This window comes from Collinsella aerofaciens (assembly GCF_039758815.1).
In the GTDB taxonomy this organism is placed as follows: domain Bacteria; phylum Actinomycetota; class Coriobacteriia; order Coriobacteriales; family Coriobacteriaceae; genus Collinsella; species Collinsella aerofaciens_BP.
In genome coordinates, this window is record NZ_JBDMSK010000011.1 from 18363 (window position 1) to 36431 (window position 18069).

The following is an 18069-nucleotide window of genomic DNA, read 5'->3' on the forward strand; positions in this document are numbered from 1 at the left end:
GTATCGCTTGTTTTTTGCGTTCTAGCATACACTACCTGCTCAATTTTCAAATCAACCGTTTACCGGACAATATCGACCGCTCACGCGTAAATCCTTGTTGCTCTTCCAAAAATGTCTTACGTTGTCATTAATGAAATGACAACGTTGTCATTTCGTAACGCCTTCCTTACGCAGGAAGGTTTCCGGGCAGTCCTGACCATCCATCGACGACCAGTTCCATCCACATGCATCGCGCATCAAGTAGCAAAGGAGCTCTATGGACGCCATCGTAAAGATGCTCGAAAAGCATCAACCGTTCTTTGAGAAGATCTCGAGGAACATCTATCTCCAGGCCATCAAGGACGGATTCCTTGGGTGCATGCCCATTGTCCTCACCTCTTCGATCTTCCTGCTCATCGCCACGCTCCCCGGCGTCGTTGGCGTCACGCTTCCCCAGCCGCTCATCGACTGGTGCAACAAGCTCTACAACTTCACCATGGGCGTCATGGGCATCATGGTTGCCGGCACCACTGCCAAGAACTTCACGGCATCCATGAACCGTCGTATGCCCGCCGGCAAAGTGCTCAACGACGGTTCCACCATGGTGGCCGCCCAGTGCAGCATGCTTTTGCTCGCTGTTACGCAGTTCACCACCAAGTTCAACGGCTCCGAACTTTCGGTCTTCGATTGCACCAGCATGGGCACGCGCGGTCTGTTCTCGGCCTATATCGCCGCGTTCATTACCGTTTGGGTCTATAAGTTCTGTGTCTCGCGCGATCTGACCATTAAGCTGCCCAAGGAGGTCCCGGGCGCCATCGCTCAGAACTTCCGCGACATTATCCCCTTTGGCGGCGCCGTCATCATCTGCGGCATCATCGATGTCGTCGTGCGTAACCTCATGGGCGTTCCGTTCTCCGAGCTGCTTATCAAACTGCTCTCCCCGCTCTTTACCGCTGCAGAAACCTATCCTGGCCTTATCCTTATCCAGGCGGCCACCGCGTTCTTCTGGTTCATCGGCGTCCACGGCCCCTCGATCGTCCAGCCGGGCATCGACCCCATCCGTCTTGCCAACCAGGCTGAGAACCTGCAGGTTCTGCTGGCCGGTGGTCACCCCGCCCATTCCCTCACCTTTAACATGTCGCTCGTGGGTGAGTTCGGCGGCACCGGCGCCACGTTCATCGTGCCGCTTCTGCTGATTCTCTTTATGAAGTCCAAGCAGCTCAAAGCCGTCGGTAAGGCCTCGATTGTTCCTGTTGCCTTCGCCGTCAACGAACCGCTGCTCTTTGGCGCGCCGATGATCCTTAACCCCTACATGCTCGTCCCCTTTGTTGCCGCCGGCTGCGTCAACGTAAGTGTTGCCAAGTTCTTTATCGATAACGTGGGCATGAACGGCTTCTCCTTCGTGGTGCCTTGGGCCACCCCCGCCCCCATCGGCATTTTCATCACCACGAACTTCCAGCTTATCGCTCTGGTGTTTGTCGCGATCATTATCTTGCTGGACGCCATCATCTACCTGCCGTTCTTGAAGGCGTACGATAAGCTGCTCTGCGACCAGGAGGCCGAGCGCGCCGCCGAGCTGGGTCTCGAGTCCGATGGTGCCGCTTCCATCGCCGCCAACGCCTCTGCGCCCGCTGTCGAGCAGGCCACCGCTTCCGTCGAGACGACCGTTGCCGCCGCCGACAGCAAGCCTGTCGCCGATCAGCCCGAGCCCGCCGCCGACGCATCCGCCAAGAAGGATGTCGATGGCCTGAAGGTCCTCGTCCTGTGCGCCGGCGCCGGCACCTCTGCCATGCTTGCCAACGCCATCAAGGAAGGTGCCGCGCAGACCGGAGAGAATATTGCTTCCTCCGCAGGCGCCTATGGCCAGCACACTGCCATCATGGATCAGTACGACGTCATCGTGCTCGCCCCGCAGGTTCGTAGCTACTACAACGACATGAAGGCCGACACCGATCGCCTGGGCATTAAGCTGCTCGCTCCGCGCGGTAAGGAATATATCGACCTCACCCGCGACCCCGCCGGCGCCATCAAGTGGCTCCGCGAGAACCTCGACTAGTTACCTCCCTCTGTTGGTGCCCGGATCCCCAGTTCGGGCACCTCTCCCTATTCGAATCCCACAGAAAGGATGACTCATGACCAACCCCATGCAGTTCCCCGACGGCTTTGTGTTTGGCGGCGCCACCGCTGCTTACCAGGTTGAAGGCGAGACCCGCACGCACGGCAAGGGCAAAGTGCCCTGGGACGATTTCCTGGCTGCTCAGGGTCGCTTCTCCCCCGACCCCGCAAGCGATTTCTACAACAAGTACCCGGTCGATATCGACCTGTGCCAGCGCTTCGGCATCAACGGCATCCGTGTCTCCATCGCTTGGAGCCGTATCTTCCCCAACGGCACCGGCGAGGTTAACTCCGAGGGTGTTGCCTACTATCACGAGCTCTTTGCCACCTGCAACAAGGCCGGCGTTATCCCCTATGTCACGCTCGATCACTTTGACACGCCCGAGGCCTTCTACCAGAACGGTGGCGAGGGCTTCCTGACGCGCACGACGATCGACGCCTTTGTCGAGTACGCCAAGTTCTGCTTTGCCGAGTTCACCGAGGTCAAGCACTGGTTTACCTTTAACGAGATTCCCGCGACCGCCGAGGGCAGCTTTATCGTCGGCAACTGGCCGCACGGCGAGAAGTATCGCCTGGACAAGGCCTTCCAGCTTATGCACAACATGATGGTGGCCCATGCCAAGGCCGTAGTCGCCTTCCACGAGGGCGGCTTTGAGGGCGAGATCGGCATTGTCCAGAACCTGGAGCCCAAGTATCCCCTCGATCCCAACAGTGCTGCCGACTGCGAGGCCGCCCGCATGGCCGACGTCATCAACAACCGCTGGGTACTCGACGCCACCTTCAGCGGCCACTATGCAGCCGACACCATGGAGGCTGCGACCAAGCTGGCCCATATCGCCGGCGGCGAGCTCGACGTCCGCGACGAGGACATCGCCGCGCTGACCGCCGCGCTCCCCTACAACGATTGCCTGGGCGTCAACACCTACAAGTGTCAGTTCCTGCGTGCCGCCGAGGGCGAAAATGACATCAACCACAATGGCACTGGCGACAAGGGCTCCTCGCGCTGGTTCCTCAAGGGCGTTGGTGAGTCATGCGTGCGCGAAGGCGTACCCACCACCGATTGGGACTGGATTATCTATCCCGAGGGCCTGTACGATCTGCTGCTCCGCATTAAGAACGATTACCCCAACTACAAGAAGATTTACATCACCGAAAACGGCATGGGCTATAAGGACGACTTCGAGGACGGCTTTATCGACGACGCCCCTCGCATCGACTATATGCGCCAGCATCTCGCGTGGATCCTCAAGGCAATTGACGGCGGCGTGAACGTCGACGGCTACTTTGTGTGGTCGCTGCAGGACCAGTTCTCCTGGACCAACGGCTATAACAAGCGCTATGGCCTGTTCTACATCGACTTTGAGACCCAGAAGCGCTATCCCAAGGCAAGCGCGTACTGGTACAAGAACGTCGCGGAGACCGGCCTGCTCATGGCCTAGTTTCCGCCGCATACCCCCTGTCGGCCGCATACGAATCCCTCCACGGGTTCGCATGCGGCCTTTTTGTTTTGGCTCGGCCCGAACAGGCCGTTTGTCTCGATCTGTAACATCTAGCCGAGTATTTCGGCCCTAGTTGTTACAAATCGAGACAAACAGAACGCCCGAGCAGAAATATCTAAATCTGTAACACGTAGCCCACTTTCGACCGTCTACCTGTTACAGATCAAGACAATAAGATAGTCGAATCCGAACTTTCCAAGCAGTTATGAAGCACGGTTTCTAGTTTTCAGTATCACGAACATACTTTCGGTATCATTTGATACCGATATGATACCGAAAACATATTCGGTCCCGCTGGAGGACTTCGTACGCTACCCAACCAAGTTGCAGGTTCACGAACTCCGTCGATCTTCCGAGCGCCCACGAATTCCTATTTGCGTGTCAAATCGCATCTCGTTGACACGTAAAATGACGCGCAAAATGGCGTTTTAACTTTTATGTGTCATTCTGCACGTCATATTGAAGCGATAATCCCCGCGCCGGCAGGGGGCAGAAGTATCGTCTGCAGCGTTAGCTAGCAGATGACCTGCGTGTGCTCCTCGATGGCGGCGCGGTCTTCGGCGGAGATGTTCGGCTCGCACACTACGGCGTCCAGGCTGTCCAGGCGGCAGAAGGTGTAGAAATCGCGCTTACCGATCTTGCTGGAGTCGGCGATGAGGTAGCGCGAGTCGGCCTTGCTAAAGGCAAGCTGCTGAATGCGGCCCTCGTCCATGTTGGACGTGGACACGTCGCCATCCAGGATGCCGTTCGCGCCGATAAAGGCCGCATCGATTCCCAGTGCGCGCAGGGTGTCCTCGGCAGTGGGGCCAACAAAGGCAGCGGTGCGACGGCGGTACATGCCGCCCACCAGGCACAAGTCGCAGTCCTCGCGCGCCTCGAGCAGGTTAAAGACCGAAAGCGAATTGGTCACGATACGCAGACGGCACACCGGCAGCATCGAGGCCATCTGTTCCACCGTGGTGCCCGTACCCAAAAAGATAGTCGAGCCTTCCTCGATGAGCTCCACGGCACGGCGCGCGATCTGCAGCTTTTCCTCGGCATGCTTGGAACGCTTTTCGTTGTGCGAGTACTCGTGGCGGAGCATCGTATGGGGGCGACCCTGCGCACTACGGGCACCGCCGTGCACGCGCTCGATCTCGCCCAGGCTCGCGAGCTCCTCAAGGTCGCGGCGGATCGTCATGTCCGAGACGCCCAGCGCGTCCGAGATCTCCTTGACCGAGACCGTTCCCTGCTCCTCGAGCAGCTGACGAACCTTATCCTGTCGCTCTGCCTTAATCACGATGAGCCCTCGACATTCCACGCGTACATCAATTCAAACAGTAACGAACAAATTGTATCAGATTCGCGCGAACCAAAAATGAACGCTTCAACCTCACCTCCATTACTTTTTTTAAGAAAAATACCCCCTGCTTTAGTGGGGTGTAGTGATAATCTCGCCTGTTCGCGCTACAGTTTGTCCGAAATACCTCGATGTTAGGAACCAAATGATCACTTCCGAGCTTTTCGGCACCGCGCCGTGCGGTACCCCCGTTCATCGCTACACCCTCAACGGGCCCGAGATCTGCGTTCGCATTATGGACTACGGCGCCACCGTGCTGGGCATCGACGTGCCTGACATCCCCGGCAACGTGCGCGATGTGGTACTGGGCTTCGATAAGCTCGAGGATTACTTTGACAATCCCGCCTGCTTTGGCGCGACCATCGGCCCCGTGGCCAACCGCACTGCAGGCGCCACGATTACCATCGATGGCACGGACTGGCACATGCCGGCCAACGAGGGCGCCAACAACCTGCACAGCGACCTTGAGCATGGCCTGCACAAGCGCGTGTGGAACGCTGAGCTCGACGAGGTCCACAACGCCGTGCGCATGACCACCTCGCTCGAGGACGGTGAGCTGGGCCTGCCGGGCAACCGCACGTTTACGGCAGTGTTTACCGTAACGCCGACGGGCCGCTTCCGCATCGAGTACAGCTGCGAGAGCGACCGCGCCACCTACGTGTCCATGACCAATCACACGTACTTTAACCTTGCTGGCCACAACGCCGGCATGGACTGCGAGCACTTCTTTGTTGCCAACGCTGCCCACTACCTGCCCATCGACGAGCAGAACATCCCCATCGGCGAGATTGCTTCGGTCGAGGGCACGCCATTTGACTTCCGCGAGCTGCGCCCCGTCGCACCCGGTATGGAGGCTGACGATCCGCAGATTAAGCAGGCCCGTGGCTACGACCACTGCCTGTGCATCGGTGGCTACCAGTACGGCCTCAACCTGCGTCGTGCCCTGCACGTCGAGGAGATGTGGACCGGTCGCGAGCTGGACTACTACACCACCGCCCCGGGCGTACAGCTCTACACCGGCAACTGGCTGGGTGACGAGCACGCCAAGGACGACGCCAACTATGGCTGGGGCGCCGGCTTTGCCCTCGAGGCCGAGATGTATCCCGACGCTCCGCACCACACGCTGTTCCCTCAGGGCATCGTCGGCCCGGGTCACCCCTACAGCAATGTGATCGAGTATCACTTCATGAGGCACTAAGTCCACTACGCAACATATCGCACAGCAGCGCCCGCCGGCACCACCGCCGACGGGCGCTTTTTCATCCCTAGGGCTCAATTTCGCTGTCACTGTATGAGTGGCATATCAAAACTATGCCCATTTACTACGTTTAGCCAGGGACACTCAACCATGCACCGGTTTTTACGAAATACGCGAGCCGTTTACCTGCGGTTTTGTTTTTCTCAAATTCGGCATGCTCGGCGATAGCCGTTCAAACGTAGTAAATGGGCATAGTTTTTGACAGGCGGCATCGCGCACATCCCTTGCGGGGGCAAAATGATCCGTTTTCCTCCGTCCCCAAGGGATCAATTGAACAGATTGTCGATGGGGTCGGGGTCGGAACTGGGGAGATAGCGGATTTCTAGCTCTATGCCGAGCTCTTGCAGCTCTTTGAGGGCGGCGACGTCCGCATCGTCTATGGCGACTGCGGGCGTCGCGGAACGCTTGCCCTCCCCTGCCTGCATATGGCCAATGCTGATCTTGGTGATTGGCACGCCACCCTTAACCAGCGCCAACGCATCGGCGGGCGACGCCACCATGATGAGGATCCATTGGCGCGGAGTCGCGGTATGAATAATGCCAATCGTCCTTTGGACCGAGAAGAACCGAGTCCATACGCCATCGGGCGCCGCCACCCTCATGGGCGCCCACTTGCGCGAATCCGCCGCAATCTCGTCGTTGACGATCAGGACGAGGTTGGAACCAATCGCCTCATTCCACAGCTCAACGTCTTGCCCGTAAATAAACCGGTCATCGATGCGCGTGAGAAGGATCTTGGGTTGAGCCATGGCAGCCCCATTCTGGTTGAGACCCGTAAGAGCAAGACATCACGCCTCAAATATTAGTGCATTTAAAGTGAGAAAAGCCGCCAGAACACTTGCGCGGATTTACGATGTCCCGTATCATAGACAGCCGTTGACGCCTCAGTTGCGTCATCGCATAGCCGCCAGCGTAGCTCAGTTGGTAGAGCACCGCTCTCGTAAAGCGGGGGTCACCGGTTCGAGCCCGGTCGCTGGCTCCATTGCACAAGATAGCCGCCTTCGGGCGGCTTTTTTGTTGCCGATTTTCCTGAGCGCATCGCCAATGCAAACGCCACGCCGTCGGCAACTCCCCTGTTCAAATACAAAAGCCCCGCTAACCGTGATTCCCCTAGGAAAAATACGGTTGGCGGGGCTCATGCGCGATCCCCTCAAGGGAATCACGCCAACACACGGCTCAGCCGAGCTGCGCGCTACTCCTCCCAGTAGGCGTCGGCAAGCAGCTTAAAGCAGATCTTCTTGACCGGCTGCGCGCCATCGCCCGGGAACTCGAGCGTGGGCATATGAGGCTCGCCTGCAACGAACAGGGCAAACTTGTCGTCGGCAAGGTCGCCGGCGATCGAGGCGTCGGAATCGACCAGATCGTAGTCGTCCTTCTCGTCAAACTCCTGGACCAGCGTCAGGCTGCCCGTGGCGACCTTAAAGGCCTCGCGACCCTCGACGTCGATCTGCAGGTCGTGATAGCGCTGATGCGTCTCGTAGTGAGCGTCGGCCTCGGGACGCGTCGTGGGAGCCATGACGTTCGCAAAGACCTTGTCGCCCAGAATCGGATGGCTGCCGACCTCGAGCTCCGCCGGGTCGTTCTCCTCGAGCCAATCGATCAGCACGTCGAGGCCCTTGGACATGCCGCGGTATTCCTCGATATCGCCCAGTGCACCGTAAATCATCTAAATCCCCTCTCGGATCGTTTCTTTGGCAGCTACTCGGTAAACGCGTTACCGACGCTGTTGCCGCCCACATACGTCTCGACCAGGGTAAGGTCGGGATTGAACACGACAAAGTCGGCGTCGCGCCCCGGCATAATGCTACCGCACTTGTCGTCCACACGGACCAATAAGCGGACAAGCAATACCGAGGCGCAATCCAAACTCTTACAGCTCGGTTACGACAACACCGTTGTAAACCTCGTCCCAACGGTCCATGACCAAATGGCCAGTCATGGGGTCCATAGCATTGAGCTTGCCGCAGGTGTTGGCGGTACGCAGCACCGTCTCGTCGTCCGCGCCAGCAGCAATGGCATGCGCGAAGCCAGCGATAGTGGAGTCACCAGAGCCCGTGGCGTTAACGGCAGGGATATCGGGCGTCTTTGCGCGGAACGCACAGCCATTGTGGAAGCCAACGGAGCCGGCAGCGCCCATGGACACGACGACCCAGGGGATATCGGAGAAGCGGGCATCAGAGGCGAGCGCAGCGCGGAGCTCGTCCACATCGTCGGTGGTAAAGCTCGTACCCAAAAGGCCGTTGATCTCGGTCAGGTTAGGCTTGACCAGCTCGGGCTTAATTTCGGACTTAAGGGCGGCCTCGAGCGAAGCACCCGAGGTATCGAGCAGCACCTTGGCGCCGGCGTTCTCGGCAATGCCCGTGATCTTGGCATAGTAGTCTGCCTCGACACCGCGGGGCAACGAACCCGAGATGGTGACGACGTCGGCCTTGCTCGCAAGCTCGGCGAACTTTGCGGTAAAGGCATCGAGCTCCTCGGGGGCAATCGTCGGGCCGCTCTCGAGCAGCTCGGTCTGGTTGCCGGCGTGGAGGATGTTGAGGCAAATGCGAGTCTCGCCCTTGATGGGCACAAAGTCGTTGTTAATACCGTTGGCGTCCATGAGCTCAGCCATGTAGGCGCCCATGTGGCCGCCGAGCAGACCGGTTGCCACAACGTCGTCGCCCAGCTGACCCAGCACACGGGCCACGTTGAGGCCCTTGCCGCCGGCGGTCTTTTCGGGCGTCACACGGTTGACGTCGTCGATGACGAGCTCATCGAGCTGATAGCGCGTATCGACAGACGGGTTCATCGTAACGGTGAGGATCATTTTTAGCTCCTTATCTCGCAGGCTTCTTGTGCCTCGCGATACGAGTCGACAAAACGGAATTACAGAATTTCAATCGTGAACGAGCGAGCGACGGTCTCCTTGGGCTTGGCGACAAGGCAGCCGCGCTTATGCTCAAGCACGTCGTCCTCATCGGAGCAGGTCGAAAGGCCGCGCCAGGGTTCAACTGCCACAAAATCGCCCTCGGGCTTACTCCACACAATGAGATACGGGAAACCCTCAAAGCTCAAGCGAACGCCCTTGTCCTCGCCCTTCTTGGAAAGCGTGACCTGACGACTCTCGAGCACGTCAAAGATGGTCTCCGCAAAATCGAAGAGCTCATGCGACAGGGGCAGCGTCTTTCCCACCATGGGGTTCTTGGAGCGGTTAGCTACATCAATCAATCCGGTCGAGGGTACGGCGGTGCAAAGCTCCGCAGCCTCTTCTTTCTCAAAGCGCAACTCGTAGTCCGTATAGGCCTCGCCCTCGTCGAGCGGGCACCTAAAGCCGGGATGACCGCCAATAAAGAACGGCATGTCCTCGGTGCCCTCGTTGGTCACCTCGTAGGAAACGCGCACGGCAGCGTCCTCGAGCGTATAGCGAGCGACGAGCTTAAACGGATACGGATAATCGCTCAGCAATGCAGCGTTATCCTCGGATGCCAGGCACATCGCCAGCTCGTTTGCGCTTTGGCTCAGCAGCTTCCACTCCTGTTTGCGCGCAAACCCGTGGCGAGCGAGCTTTACATGATGCCCGGCAAACGTCATGGCGTTGCCATCGCGCAGGCCTCCGCAAATCGGGAAGCAGATCGGCGCCTGGCCGGACCACACTGCGGGATCACCCTGCCACAAATACTCGCGACCGTCGGCCTCAATCGAGGTAAACGAACCGCCAGCCGTGGACACCTTAATAGAAATCGAATCGTTGGAGAGAGCGTATTCCATTGCCCATCCTTTCGAACAACTGCTTTTTGCTCGCAAGAACCCGTCTCGGCCCTGACCAAAGGACAAACCCGCACGTTCATCGATACGTCCGGTATCCCAGCCATGCAACGGGGTACCATACAGACATTGATGCAATTACAGCTGAAAGGCCTTCTTATGCGAACCATCATCCTCTACGCCTCGCGCCATCACGGCAATACGAAAAAGCTCGTGGACGCCATCGTCGAGGCGCACCCCGAGATCGATACCCTCGATGTAAAGTCACTCGGTAAAAACGAATATCCCAACCTGCACGAATACCATCTGATCGGTGTCGCCACGGGCATCTATTACTCCGAGATCGACAAGGACATGGCACGCGTGCTCACTAACGTGCTGCAGCCGCAGGACAAGGTGTTTGGCCTTATGACCTACGGTGGCAAAAACAAGTGGTACGGCAAGGATATCGATGGCATCTGCCGCATGAGGCAGGCCATCTTTATGGGTGTCTACGGCTGCCCCGGCTTTGATACGTGGGGACCGTTCAAGCTCGCCGGCGGTGTCCAAAAGGGACACCCGACCGCTGAGGAAATTCAGGGCGCCGTCGACTTCTTCGACAAGATCGAAGACGAGTATGGCGACATCATCGTCGAAGAGTACGCCAAGCGCGAAAAGCGCCTAGCATACGAGAAGGAGCATCCTGCAGGAGGCTTGGTGGCCGGCGTCAAGCGCACGGCAAAGAAGATCGCTAACAAGCTGTAACTGTGAAGGTGCTTTTGAGCGTTTAACCCATACGGCGGGTCCGAGCAGATTCGGGCCCGCCGTCTTTTTCTATCGTTACTCGGTAAAGGCGTTGCCGACGCTCTGGCCGCCAACATACGTCTCGACGAGGGTGAGCTCATGGTCGAACACGACAAAGTCGGCGTCGCGACCCGGCATGATGCTGCCGCACTTATCCTCGATGTGCGCGGAGCGTGCCGGCACCTCGGTTGCCATGCGAATGGCGATATCGGCGCTGGCGATGCCCCAGTCGACGATATTCTTGACGCCCTGGGCAAGCGTGAGCACCGAGCCAGCAATGCTCTTGCCGTCGGCGAGCCAGCACAGGTTGTCCTTCATGATGACGTCCATGCCGCCACTGGTGTAGCTGCCCTCGGGCATGCCGCCGCAGCCAAGGCAGTCGGTGATGAGCACCGTATGCTGCCAGCCCTTTGCCTGCAGCAGCGCCTTGATGGCGGCAGGGTTTACGTGCTTGCCGTCACAGATGATCTCGGCGTAGGTCTCGGGCGTGGACATGGCAGCACCCACGACACCGGGCTCGCGGTGATGCAGCCCGCGCTGGCCGTTATAGGTATGCGTAAAGCAGCTGGCACCGGCGTTGATGGCGGCGATGCACTCATCATAGGTGGCGTCGGAGTGACCGATGCTGGTCACCACGCCCTTGGCGTTCAGCGCAGCCGCATAAGCAGCGGCACCGTCGCGCTCGGCCGCCATGGCGCTCTTAACGATGCGACCACCCGCAGCCTCCTGCCACTGGTCGAAGACCTCCTCAGAGGGGTCAATCAGATAAGCGGGGTTCTGCGCGCCCACATGCTTCATGGTAAAGAAGGGGCCCTCCAGGTAGATGCCCTGAATGCGTGCACCGCAGAAGTCGGGGCCGCGGCCCTCGTCCGCCTGAGCGATAGCGGCGCAGGCGTCCTTGATCTGCTCGACGCCATCGGTGAACGTCGTGGGCAGCCAGCTGGTGGTACCGCGACGGGCGAGCTCAGTCGAGCTGATATCGATGCCCTCGGGATCGTTATCGGTAGTTGAGTGGTTGTAGAAGCCGTGGATGTGAGTATCGACCATACCCGGCGCAATCCACGATCCTGTGTAGTCCTTAATCTCGCAAGAGGGCTCGTCGGCCTGCCAGGCGCCAAAGACGCCATCCTCGACCATAAGATAGCCGCCCAGTTGCGGGCCTGCCGGCAAGAAGAACTTGTCAGCCTTAATTGCGTACGTGCTCATATGCACTCCTTGCTTCTAAAGCAGTTGACTGTAGTGATGCTTATACCCAGCTCACGTAAAACAAAAAGCGCCCGCCCGCCGTTATGAGCGGACGGGCGCCCTTACAGGGGGACGCGATTAAGCGGTGAAGGGGTGAATCGTCACGCCCTTAACCACGCGGTTGACCGTGCCGGTGGGGCTCGGCGTATCGGGCGTGTTGCCCACGCGGACGGAGTTGAGCAGGCTGATAGCCTGGGCAAACATCACGAACGGCAGAGCAAGGTAACCCTCGGGAAGTGCCTCGTAGCCCTTAAAGGTGAAGGACTCACCCTCATAGACGGTGGCACCTTCCTGTTGAACGGCGATGGTGTGCTGAGCGATCTCGTCGCCACCGATCTCGTTGAGGATGTCGATGTCGTACTGACGGGTGTAGGCGTCGTTGTTGACGAACACGAAGACGAGCGTCTTATCGTCGACGAAGGACTTAGGTCCGTGACGATAGCCCATGGAGGTGTCGTAGGAAGTAGCGACCAGACCGTGAGCGAGCTCGAGGATCTTGAGCTGGCTCTCCTGAGCAAGGCCACCGAAGGAGCCAGAACCCAAGTAGGTCACGCGGTTGAAATCGCCAGCCAGGTAATCGGCGATCTCGGGCTCACGGGAGATGACCTCCTCGCCCATCTTGGCGATGGTCTCGACCCACTCGGCCTTCTGCTCGTCAGAGGCAGTGTCGAAAATAAGGGTGGAGAGCAGGGTCATGCAGGTGTAGGAACCGGTCATGGCGAAGCCCTTGTCGTTGGCGCGCGGGATGAGCAGCGTCAGCGCATTGGGATCATCGGCGGACTCGACGGCGAGCTTGCCCTCGGGAGCGCAGGTGATGTTGAGGAACTTGACGTTGTGGACGAGCTCCTTGGCAACGGCAACGGCGGCAAGGCTCTCGGGGCTGTTGCCAGAGCGGGCAAAGGAAACCACGAGCGTGGGATCCTCGGCGCGCAGGAAGTCGCGCGGGGCGCTCACGATGTCGGTCGTGGCGATGGGCTTAAAGTCGTAGAGATCAGTGTTGCCAGCGTGACGCAGGTACGGGGCGCAGGTATCGCCAACGTAGTCGGACGTACCGGCACCGGTGAAGACAACGGACAGACGACCCTCGCCCATAGCGCGAGCCTCGGCCAGGAAGGCCTCGATGGCCTCCTTGTTCTCGCGATAGATGTTGAGCGTATCACGCCAAAGCTCGGGCTGCTGAGCAATCTCGGCCGTGGTGATCTGGGCGCCGAGCTCGGTGAGCTCCTCGACACTCTTCTCGAACATTTCTAATACCTCTCTCTAGAAGTAATCCTCTGACGTGCAATTATACACTTCGGTTGGTTATCTGGTAGTAACCAGTTAAATGCAAAGAATCACCATATGGAAACGATGCGAGCACTAGTTACTGCGCTGGTGGTAAACCTTGTATTTAAACTGATCGGCACGAGCAACCGAGAGTGTGTACTCCACTACCTCGTTTGACTCGTTATACGTAGTCCTGACCAAATCGAGCACAGGCGAGCCCTCGACAATTCCCAAAAGGTGGGCATCGGTGGGACGGGCTATGCTCGCATAGAACTCCTCTTCGGCCACGCGAATCTTTTGCTGAAAGTCCTGCTCAATCACATCGTAAAGCGGCTTACGCTCCAGCAGCGGTCGCTTTAGGGACAGAAATTGACGAACCGGTAGATAGCTGCGTTCGACCATCATGGGCATGTTGTCGGCAGAACGAAGGCGCTTAAGCTTAAAAATGCGATCACCGATACGCAATCCCATATGCTCGGCCAGATTCTTATCGGCCTCCATCTCGCAAAACTCGAGAATCGTGGTCTCGGGGTCGCGACCCATCGCGCGCATCTGCTCAGTAAAGCTGTAGGACTGCATAAGATTGGTTGCCTTTGCCGAACGGTCGGTCACAAAGGTACCGCGACCGTGCTGCCGAACCACCAGTCCTAAACGCTCCAGTTCCTGCAGAGCCAGGCGTACCGTAGTGCGCGAGAGACCATAGCGCTCCGAAAGTTCGCGCTCGGAAGGAATCATGTCACCGGCGCGATATTCATGGTCAATCTTTTCGGTCAGAATATCGACCAGCTGATCGTACAGCGGTTGCTTACGCGCTCCGATCGCCATCCTATCCTCCCTTTTGCTCGAATTCGGCTAACTACCTAGGGTGTTAAGCATTATCAGTCCGCAACACCCGAATCATCAAGAAAACAAAAGCCGCGCGCTCTTTCGAGCACGCGGCTTTTAACATACACATGGCTTCAGGGGTCGGGGTGTGAGCCGCGTAGGGACACACCCCTCAAGCTAGAGCCTTACCAGATGCTCGGCCAGAGACCAAGCGGGCCAGCGCCCAGGATGCCAAGGACAAAGAGCAGGAGAATGCCCTTGGTCGGGGTCCAGCTGTGCTTAGCGAACATGTAGTAAAGCAGCAGCGTAAGCATAAGCGGGACGAGCTTCGGGACGATGGTGTTGAGGGTGTCGGCAACGGAGAAGTTGACCGGATCCTCGGTGACGGTGCCGTAGGTAACGGACTCCATGCCGTTGCCCAGATCGGTGACGCCGCACTCGACAGCGTTGCCGTCGGCATCGGAAGCGGTGAGGGCGTTGCCGTCCTCATCGGTCATGGCGATGGTGCCGGCCTCAGCGGTCTCGGTATCGATGCCCTCCATACCGGTGAAGTTCTCGGCCTCCTTCTCGGAGACGATCACGGTAGTAGCGGAGAGGCCACGGGTGGTGCCGTTGGGGATCTGGAGGTTGATCTGGGTGCCACCCATGGTGACGACCAGGCAACCGACGACGAAGACGCCCATGATGGAAGCGGCACGCGTGAAGGCCTGCATGTTGGCAGTCAGAGCGTCAATAGCGCTGGTGCCAAGCTTGTAGGACCAGTTCATGAGCCAGAAGCGCAGAGCGAACTGGACGACGTTGAAGATCACCAGGAAGATGATCGGTGCAGCGGCGTTGCCGTTGATGGCCATGTTGGAGGTGATGCCGGCCGTGATAGGCACGAGCGTCAGCCAGAACAGAGCGTCACCGATACCACCGAGCGGGCCCATTGCGGCAACGCGGACGGCGCGGATCGTGGGGATGTCAACCTTGTTCTGCTCGAGCGAAAGCACGATACCCATAACAAAGGTGACGAGGAACGGGTGGGTGTTGAAGAACTCCAGGTTGTGGCTCATGGAAGCCGCGAGGTCGTTCTTGTTGGTGTGGATCTTCTCCAGACCGGGGATGATGGAGTAGAGCCAGCCAGCAGCCTGCATACGCTCGTAGTTGAACGAGGCCTGCAGGAAGCAGGAGCGCCAAGCCATCTTGTTGAGGGTCTTCTGGTCGAGCTGCGGAGCAGGAGTGAGATCCTCGTAGTGCTCCGGGATCACATACTCATTAGATGCCATCTTCGAAGTCACCTCCGTCAGAAACAGCTGCACCCTTCAGCTCGGTCTGCTGCTGGAAGTCCCAGAAAGCGATGCCGAAGCCGATGAGAGCGAGGATGAGCAGGGCAGGGGTTGCCAGAGAATCGTTGGCAACGGTGATGAGCGCGAGGCCAAAGCCCATGAGGAAGAAGCCCCACATATCGCGGTTCATCATAACCTTGAGCAGGACGGCGAAGCCGACGAAGCGCATCATGCCGCCTGCAGCGGAGAGACCGGTCTGCAGCCAGGTCGGGATGGCGGAAGCGATGGTCTGACCGATGGTAGCGCCAGCGATGAAGAACAGGGTGACGACGACAGCGAAGATCAGGCCGAGCAGAGCCATGGCGAAGTAGTTCAGACGCTCGATACCCTTGGTGTCAGCGTTGTGAGCCATGTTGTCCGCGGAGGACATGAGCGGCGACATAAGCGTGAAGACCAGGGTAACGCCGAGCTGACCAAGCAGAGCGAACGGAATGGCAAGGCCGACTGCCGCGTTGGGCTCGAGGCCCGTAGCGATAGCGAGAATGGCTGCCATGATGCCGCCGATAACGGCGTTAGGCGGCTGAGCACCTCCGATCGGCATGTTGCCGATCGTCATGAGCTGATAAGTACCACCCACGAGAAGACCGGTGTTGAGGTCGCCAAGGATAAGACCGATGACGGCGCCGGTGACGATGGGCTGATAGAGAGACTCGAGGAAGTTAAACTGGTCGATTGCCGCGACGAACGTGACGATGAAGACCAGAGCGACCTGGAAGATCGTGTATTCCATCTTGCTCCTCCTTTCAAAATGTATGTACGCACTTTGGATATCACGTACAGAATGTCAGGGTTTCACTCCTGACAACGTGGATCACGAGGATTACGAGAAGAGCTTGCTCGTGTCCTCAACAGGCGTGCTCGGAACGCGCCTGATCTCCAACTCCACCCCCAATTCCTGCAGCTCTTTAAACGCAGCGACATCCTCGTCGTTAACTGCGACGGAGGTGGCGACTTGGCGCTTTCCTTCCGACATGTGCATGTTGCCGATGTTTACCTTCTTTATAGGCACACCGCCCTTGACGAGCGTAAGCACGTCTTCCGGTGTTTCGGCCACGATGAAGATCTTCTGGCGCGGGCTCGCCTTGCCGATGACGTCGATGGTCTTCTGCAGGGAGAAGAAACGCGTAGCGACGCCGGTGGGAGCGGCCATCTTCATGAGGTTCTGGCGCATGGTGTTGGTCGACACGTCGTCGTTGGCGACGAGGATGAGGTTGGAGCCCAGGGTGGAGTTCCACTGGGTGGCAACCTGACCATGAACCAGTCGGTTATCGATGCGGGTAAGAAGAATGTTGGGTTCTGCCATGTTGATCAGCTTCCTTTCGTTGATTGCTGACGACAGTTACTTGATCTCCTGAATCGCGTAACGCGAAACATCTACGACGGCACCGGATCGGACTTTGATTTGGACCTTATCGCCTTCGATGCCCTTGACGGTTCCGTAGATACCGCCGGCGAAAAGGACCTCCTGACCCGGCTTGAGCTCGGTGTGCAGCTCTTTGAAGTACTTCTGCTTCTTCTTCATGTTGATCTGAGACCAAATGGTGTAAATCACACCCATGATGGCAAGAAGACCTAAAAGAGCGACCGAGGAGCTCAGGACGCTAGCTCCGAAATCGGCCATTAGATGCCGTCCTCGTCGCCGAAGATATCCTCTTCCTCGGCACCAGCCACGGAGGCGACCGTCTGAGCGGTGATGCCCGTCTGGCCAACGGTCACGGCCTGCTCGCCAAGCTCGGCGAGCGTGGCGTTGCCGCGGAGGAACAGAAGCTCAATAACCATGGGAAGGTTAGTTCCAGTCAGAATCTCGACGTTGTCGACATCCTGGGCAATCATCATTGCCTGGTTGAACGGGGTACCACCAAGCAGATCGGTAAAGACGAGCACGCCGTCGCACTCCTCGCGCATGGCGGTAATAGCGGCGCGGAGATCCTCACCGTAGGAAGCAGCCTGGTCGCCCTCGAAAGGAACGACGGTAAAAGCGGGCTGGTCACCAGCGACCATAGCGATAGCGCTTGCAAGGCCGGGTGCGAACTGTCCATGACCGGTAAGAATAAAGCCAACCATTCAAATTTCCCTTCCGAAGGTGTGTACAATCTGAGTCCGATAGTTTTCGGAAGCCAGCGGGCAGACGCCCTTAAAGCTTCTTGGAAAGCGTTCTTTGAAGACCAGTGGTCTCTCAACTGGTAGTAACCATGTGACGTGTTGTTGTCACTATATCACCACAGAAGAGGTTGCTTTCGTTGATTCATACAGTAAAACGTTTTTGCACCGCTCACGGCGATAAATCGACCGTTTACCGCTCGTTAACACTTCTACCTGCGGTTTTGAAACCGTTTCGAAATGACTTAGCGAAAGATCGGAACCTTTTCTGTGTCTAAACAACGCAGGGTGGCTAAAAATGGCGTGTAGAAAAAATGCAGGTCATTGTGAAGATTTGTGAATTGGTCTTTTTGACTTAATACCAGTTAGAACCAGTTTAAAAATTATCGGTGAACGGTAGTTTTTGACCGTTCACCGGTTATTTGCAGTCGTTTGCAGCCGTTTTTCTAGATGAATTGGGGAGACCCGATGAAGCACTTGCGCGGTTGCAGGATATTTCAATACTCGTCCATCCCCCGCGCGCCAAACTCCCACTCCCTGAATGTGCCATAAGCTCTCGCTATTCGTCTTATAAACATTACTTACTCT

18 protein-coding genes and 1 tRNA gene are annotated in these 18069 nt (G+C 57.9%); 5 read left to right on the plus strand and 14 right to left on the minus strand.

Going from position 1 to position 18069, the window contains the following annotated elements; genetic code table 11:
• Positions 1-256: 256 nt before the first annotated feature.
• Both ABHT90_RS06255 and lacG read left to right on the plus strand, forming a co-directional pair.
• Positions 257-2035 carry a PTS lactose transporter subunit IIBC gene (locus tag ABHT90_RS06255; RefSeq protein ID WP_346981963.1) on the plus strand — a complete coding sequence of 593 codons (1779 nt, stop codon included), beginning with the start codon at positions 257-259 and terminating at the stop codon, positions 2033-2035.
• A gap of 76 nt (positions 2036-2111) precedes the next feature.
• Positions 2112-3533, plus strand: a complete 1422-nt coding sequence (gene lacG / locus ABHT90_RS06260) for a 6-phospho-beta-galactosidase (RefSeq protein WP_346981964.1) — start codon at positions 2112-2114, stop codon at positions 3531-3533.
• Between the two features lie 574 nt (positions 3534-4107).
• Here the strand turns inward: lacG and ABHT90_RS06265 are convergent.
• Positions 4108-4872 carry a DeoR/GlpR family DNA-binding transcription regulator gene (locus ABHT90_RS06265; RefSeq protein WP_346981965.1) on the minus strand — a complete coding sequence of 255 codons (765 nt, stop codon included), beginning with the start codon at positions 4870-4872 and terminating at the stop codon, positions 4108-4110.
• 205 nt (positions 4873-5077) lie between these two features.
• Between ABHT90_RS06265 and ABHT90_RS06270 the strand changes: the two genes are divergently transcribed.
• A complete protein-coding gene (locus tag ABHT90_RS06270; RefSeq protein ID WP_346981966.1) occupies positions 5078-6130 on the plus strand; it encodes an aldose epimerase family protein in 1053 nt (350 codons plus the stop codon).
• 326 nt (positions 6131-6456) lie between these two features.
• On the opposite strand, the gene ABHT90_RS06275 is transcribed toward ABHT90_RS06270, so the two are convergent.
• A complete protein-coding gene (locus ABHT90_RS06275) occupies positions 6457-6939 on the minus strand; it encodes a PTS sugar transporter subunit IIB (RefSeq protein ID WP_346981967.1) in 483 nt (160 codons plus the stop codon).
• A 157-nt stretch (positions 6940-7096) separates the two neighbouring features.
• Between ABHT90_RS06275 and ABHT90_RS06280 the strand changes: the two genes are divergently transcribed.
• Positions 7097-7172, plus strand: a tRNA-Thr gene (locus tag ABHT90_RS06280).
• Between the two features lie 210 nt (positions 7173-7382).
• On the opposite strand, the gene ABHT90_RS06285 is transcribed toward ABHT90_RS06280, so the two are convergent.
• Genes ABHT90_RS06285 through ABHT90_RS06300 form a run of 4 tightly spaced genes read right to left on the minus strand, consistent with a single transcriptional unit; the run spans position 7383 to position 9937 of the window.
• The gene (locus tag ABHT90_RS06285) at positions 7383-7856 is read right to left on the minus strand and encodes a NanQ anomerase/TabA/YiaL family protein (protein ID WP_346981968.1); all 474 of its coding nucleotides are present in this window, start codon (positions 7854-7856) and stop codon (positions 7383-7385) included.
• Positions 7857-7888: 32 nt separating this feature from the next.
• Positions 7889-8014 carry a hypothetical protein gene (locus tag ABHT90_RS06290; protein ID WP_346981969.1) on the minus strand — a complete coding sequence of 42 codons (126 nt, stop codon included), beginning with the start codon at positions 8012-8014 and terminating at the stop codon, positions 7889-7891.
• Positions 8015-8060: 46 nt separating this feature from the next.
• Entirely contained in the window at positions 8061-8996 is a 936-nt protein-coding gene (locus tag ABHT90_RS06295) for a hexose kinase (protein ID WP_346981970.1), read from the minus strand.
• Positions 8997-9055: 59 nt separating this feature from the next.
• Positions 9056-9937 (minus strand): aldose 1-epimerase family protein, encoded by an 882-nt coding sequence (locus tag ABHT90_RS06300; protein WP_346981971.1) that lies wholly within the window; start codon positions 9935-9937, stop codon positions 9056-9058.
• 156 nt (positions 9938-10093) lie between these two features.
• Between ABHT90_RS06300 and ABHT90_RS06305 the strand changes: the two genes are divergently transcribed.
• Positions 10094-10678 (plus strand): flavodoxin domain-containing protein, encoded by a 585-nt coding sequence (locus ABHT90_RS06305; protein ID WP_346981972.1) that lies wholly within the window; start codon positions 10094-10096, stop codon positions 10676-10678.
• Between the two features lie 75 nt (positions 10679-10753).
• Here the strand turns inward: ABHT90_RS06305 and nagA are convergent, their stop codons facing one another.
• The 8 genes from nagA to ABHT90_RS06345 all read right to left on the minus strand — a co-directional run bounded on the left by nagA (position 10754) and on the right by ABHT90_RS06345 (position 17445).
• Complete coding sequence (nagA, locus tag ABHT90_RS06310) at positions 10754-11923, minus strand: N-acetylglucosamine-6-phosphate deacetylase (RefSeq protein WP_022094606.1); 1170 nt, start codon at positions 11921-11923, stop codon at positions 10754-10756.
• A 117-nt stretch (positions 11924-12040) separates the two neighbouring features.
• On the minus strand, positions 12041-13207 hold the full coding sequence (locus ABHT90_RS06315) for an AgaS family sugar isomerase (RefSeq protein WP_346981973.1): 1167 nt from the start codon (positions 13205-13207) through the stop codon (positions 12041-12043).
• A 114-nt stretch (positions 13208-13321) separates the two neighbouring features.
• Positions 13322-14053 (minus strand): GntR family transcriptional regulator, encoded by a 732-nt coding sequence (locus tag ABHT90_RS06320; RefSeq protein WP_117806791.1) that lies wholly within the window; start codon positions 14051-14053, stop codon positions 13322-13324.
• 185 nt (positions 14054-14238) lie between these two features.
• The gene (locus tag ABHT90_RS06325) at positions 14239-15321 is read right to left on the minus strand and encodes a PTS system mannose/fructose/sorbose family transporter subunit IID (protein ID WP_022094609.1); all 1083 of its coding nucleotides are present in this window, start codon (positions 15319-15321) and stop codon (positions 14239-14241) included.
• Positions 15311-16111, minus strand: a complete 801-nt coding sequence (locus tag ABHT90_RS06330; protein ID WP_035137676.1) for a PTS mannose/fructose/sorbose/N-acetylgalactosamine transporter subunit IIC — start codon at positions 16109-16111, stop codon at positions 15311-15313. The genes ABHT90_RS06325 and ABHT90_RS06330 overlap by 11 nt, the downstream gene beginning before the upstream one ends.
• A gap of 90 nt (positions 16112-16201) precedes the next feature.
• Complete coding sequence (agaV, locus tag ABHT90_RS06335) at positions 16202-16684, minus strand: PTS N-acetylgalactosamine transporter subunit IIB (protein ID WP_117640370.1); 483 nt, start codon at positions 16682-16684, stop codon at positions 16202-16204.
• Positions 16685-16720: 36 nt separating this feature from the next.
• Positions 16721-17002 carry a preprotein translocase subunit YajC gene (gene yajC / locus ABHT90_RS06340; RefSeq protein WP_271747009.1) on the minus strand — a complete coding sequence of 94 codons (282 nt, stop codon included), beginning with the start codon at positions 17000-17002 and terminating at the stop codon, positions 16721-16723.
• Positions 17002-17445 carry a PTS sugar transporter subunit IIA domain-containing protein gene (locus ABHT90_RS06345; RefSeq protein WP_117564748.1) on the minus strand — a complete coding sequence of 148 codons (444 nt, stop codon included), beginning with the start codon at positions 17443-17445 and terminating at the stop codon, positions 17002-17004. The genes yajC and ABHT90_RS06345 overlap by 1 nt, the downstream gene beginning before the upstream one ends.
• Positions 17446-18069 lie beyond the last annotated feature (624 nt).

Coding starts and splice junctions, on each gene's coding strand:
- lacG (WP_346981964.1), top strand. CDS start 2,112: ATGACCAACCCCATGCAGTTCCCCGACGGCTTTGTGTTTGGCGGCGCC.
- ABHT90_RS06345 (WP_117564748.1), bottom strand. CDS start 17,445: ATGGTTGGCTTTATTCTTACCGGTCATGGACAGTTCGCACCCGGCCTT.
- ABHT90_RS06255 (WP_346981963.1), top strand. CDS start 257: ATGGACGCCATCGTAAAGATGCTCGAAAAGCATCAACCGTTCTTTGAG.
- ABHT90_RS06320 (WP_117806791.1), bottom strand. CDS start 14,053: ATGGCGATCGGAGCGCGTAAGCAACCGCTGTACGATCAGCTGGTCGAT.
- ABHT90_RS06285 (WP_346981968.1), bottom strand. CDS start 7,856: ATGATTTACGGTGCACTGGGCGATATCGAGGAATACCGCGGCATGTCC.
- ABHT90_RS06270 (WP_346981966.1), top strand. CDS start 5,078: ATGATCACTTCCGAGCTTTTCGGCACCGCGCCGTGCGGTACCCCCGTT.
- ABHT90_RS06305 (WP_346981972.1), top strand. CDS start 10,094: ATGCGAACCATCATCCTCTACGCCTCGCGCCATCACGGCAATACGAAA.
- yajC (WP_271747009.1), bottom strand. CDS start 17,002: ATGGCCGATTTCGGAGCTAGCGTCCTGAGCTCCTCGGTCGCTCTTTTA.
- ABHT90_RS06275 (WP_346981967.1), bottom strand. CDS start 6,939: ATGGCTCAACCCAAGATCCTTCTCACGCGCATCGATGACCGGTTTATT.
- nagA (WP_022094606.1), bottom strand. CDS start 11,923: ATGAGCACGTACGCAATTAAGGCTGACAAGTTCTTCTTGCCGGCAGGC.
- ABHT90_RS06330 (WP_035137676.1), bottom strand. CDS start 16,111: ATGGAATACACGATCTTCCAGGTCGCTCTGGTCTTCATCGTCACGTTC.
- ABHT90_RS06325 (WP_022094609.1), bottom strand. CDS start 15,321: ATGGCATCTAATGAGTATGTGATCCCGGAGCACTACGAGGATCTCACT.
- ABHT90_RS06315 (WP_346981973.1), bottom strand. CDS start 13,207: ATGTTCGAGAAGAGTGTCGAGGAGCTCACCGAGCTCGGCGCCCAGATC.
- ABHT90_RS06295 (WP_346981970.1), bottom strand. CDS start 8,996: ATGATCCTCACCGTTACGATGAACCCGTCTGTCGATACGCGCTATCAG.
- agaV (WP_117640370.1), bottom strand. CDS start 16,684: ATGGCAGAACCCAACATTCTTCTTACCCGCATCGATAACCGACTGGTT.
- ABHT90_RS06300 (WP_346981971.1), bottom strand. CDS start 9,937: ATGGAATACGCTCTCTCCAACGATTCGATTTCTATTAAGGTGTCCACG.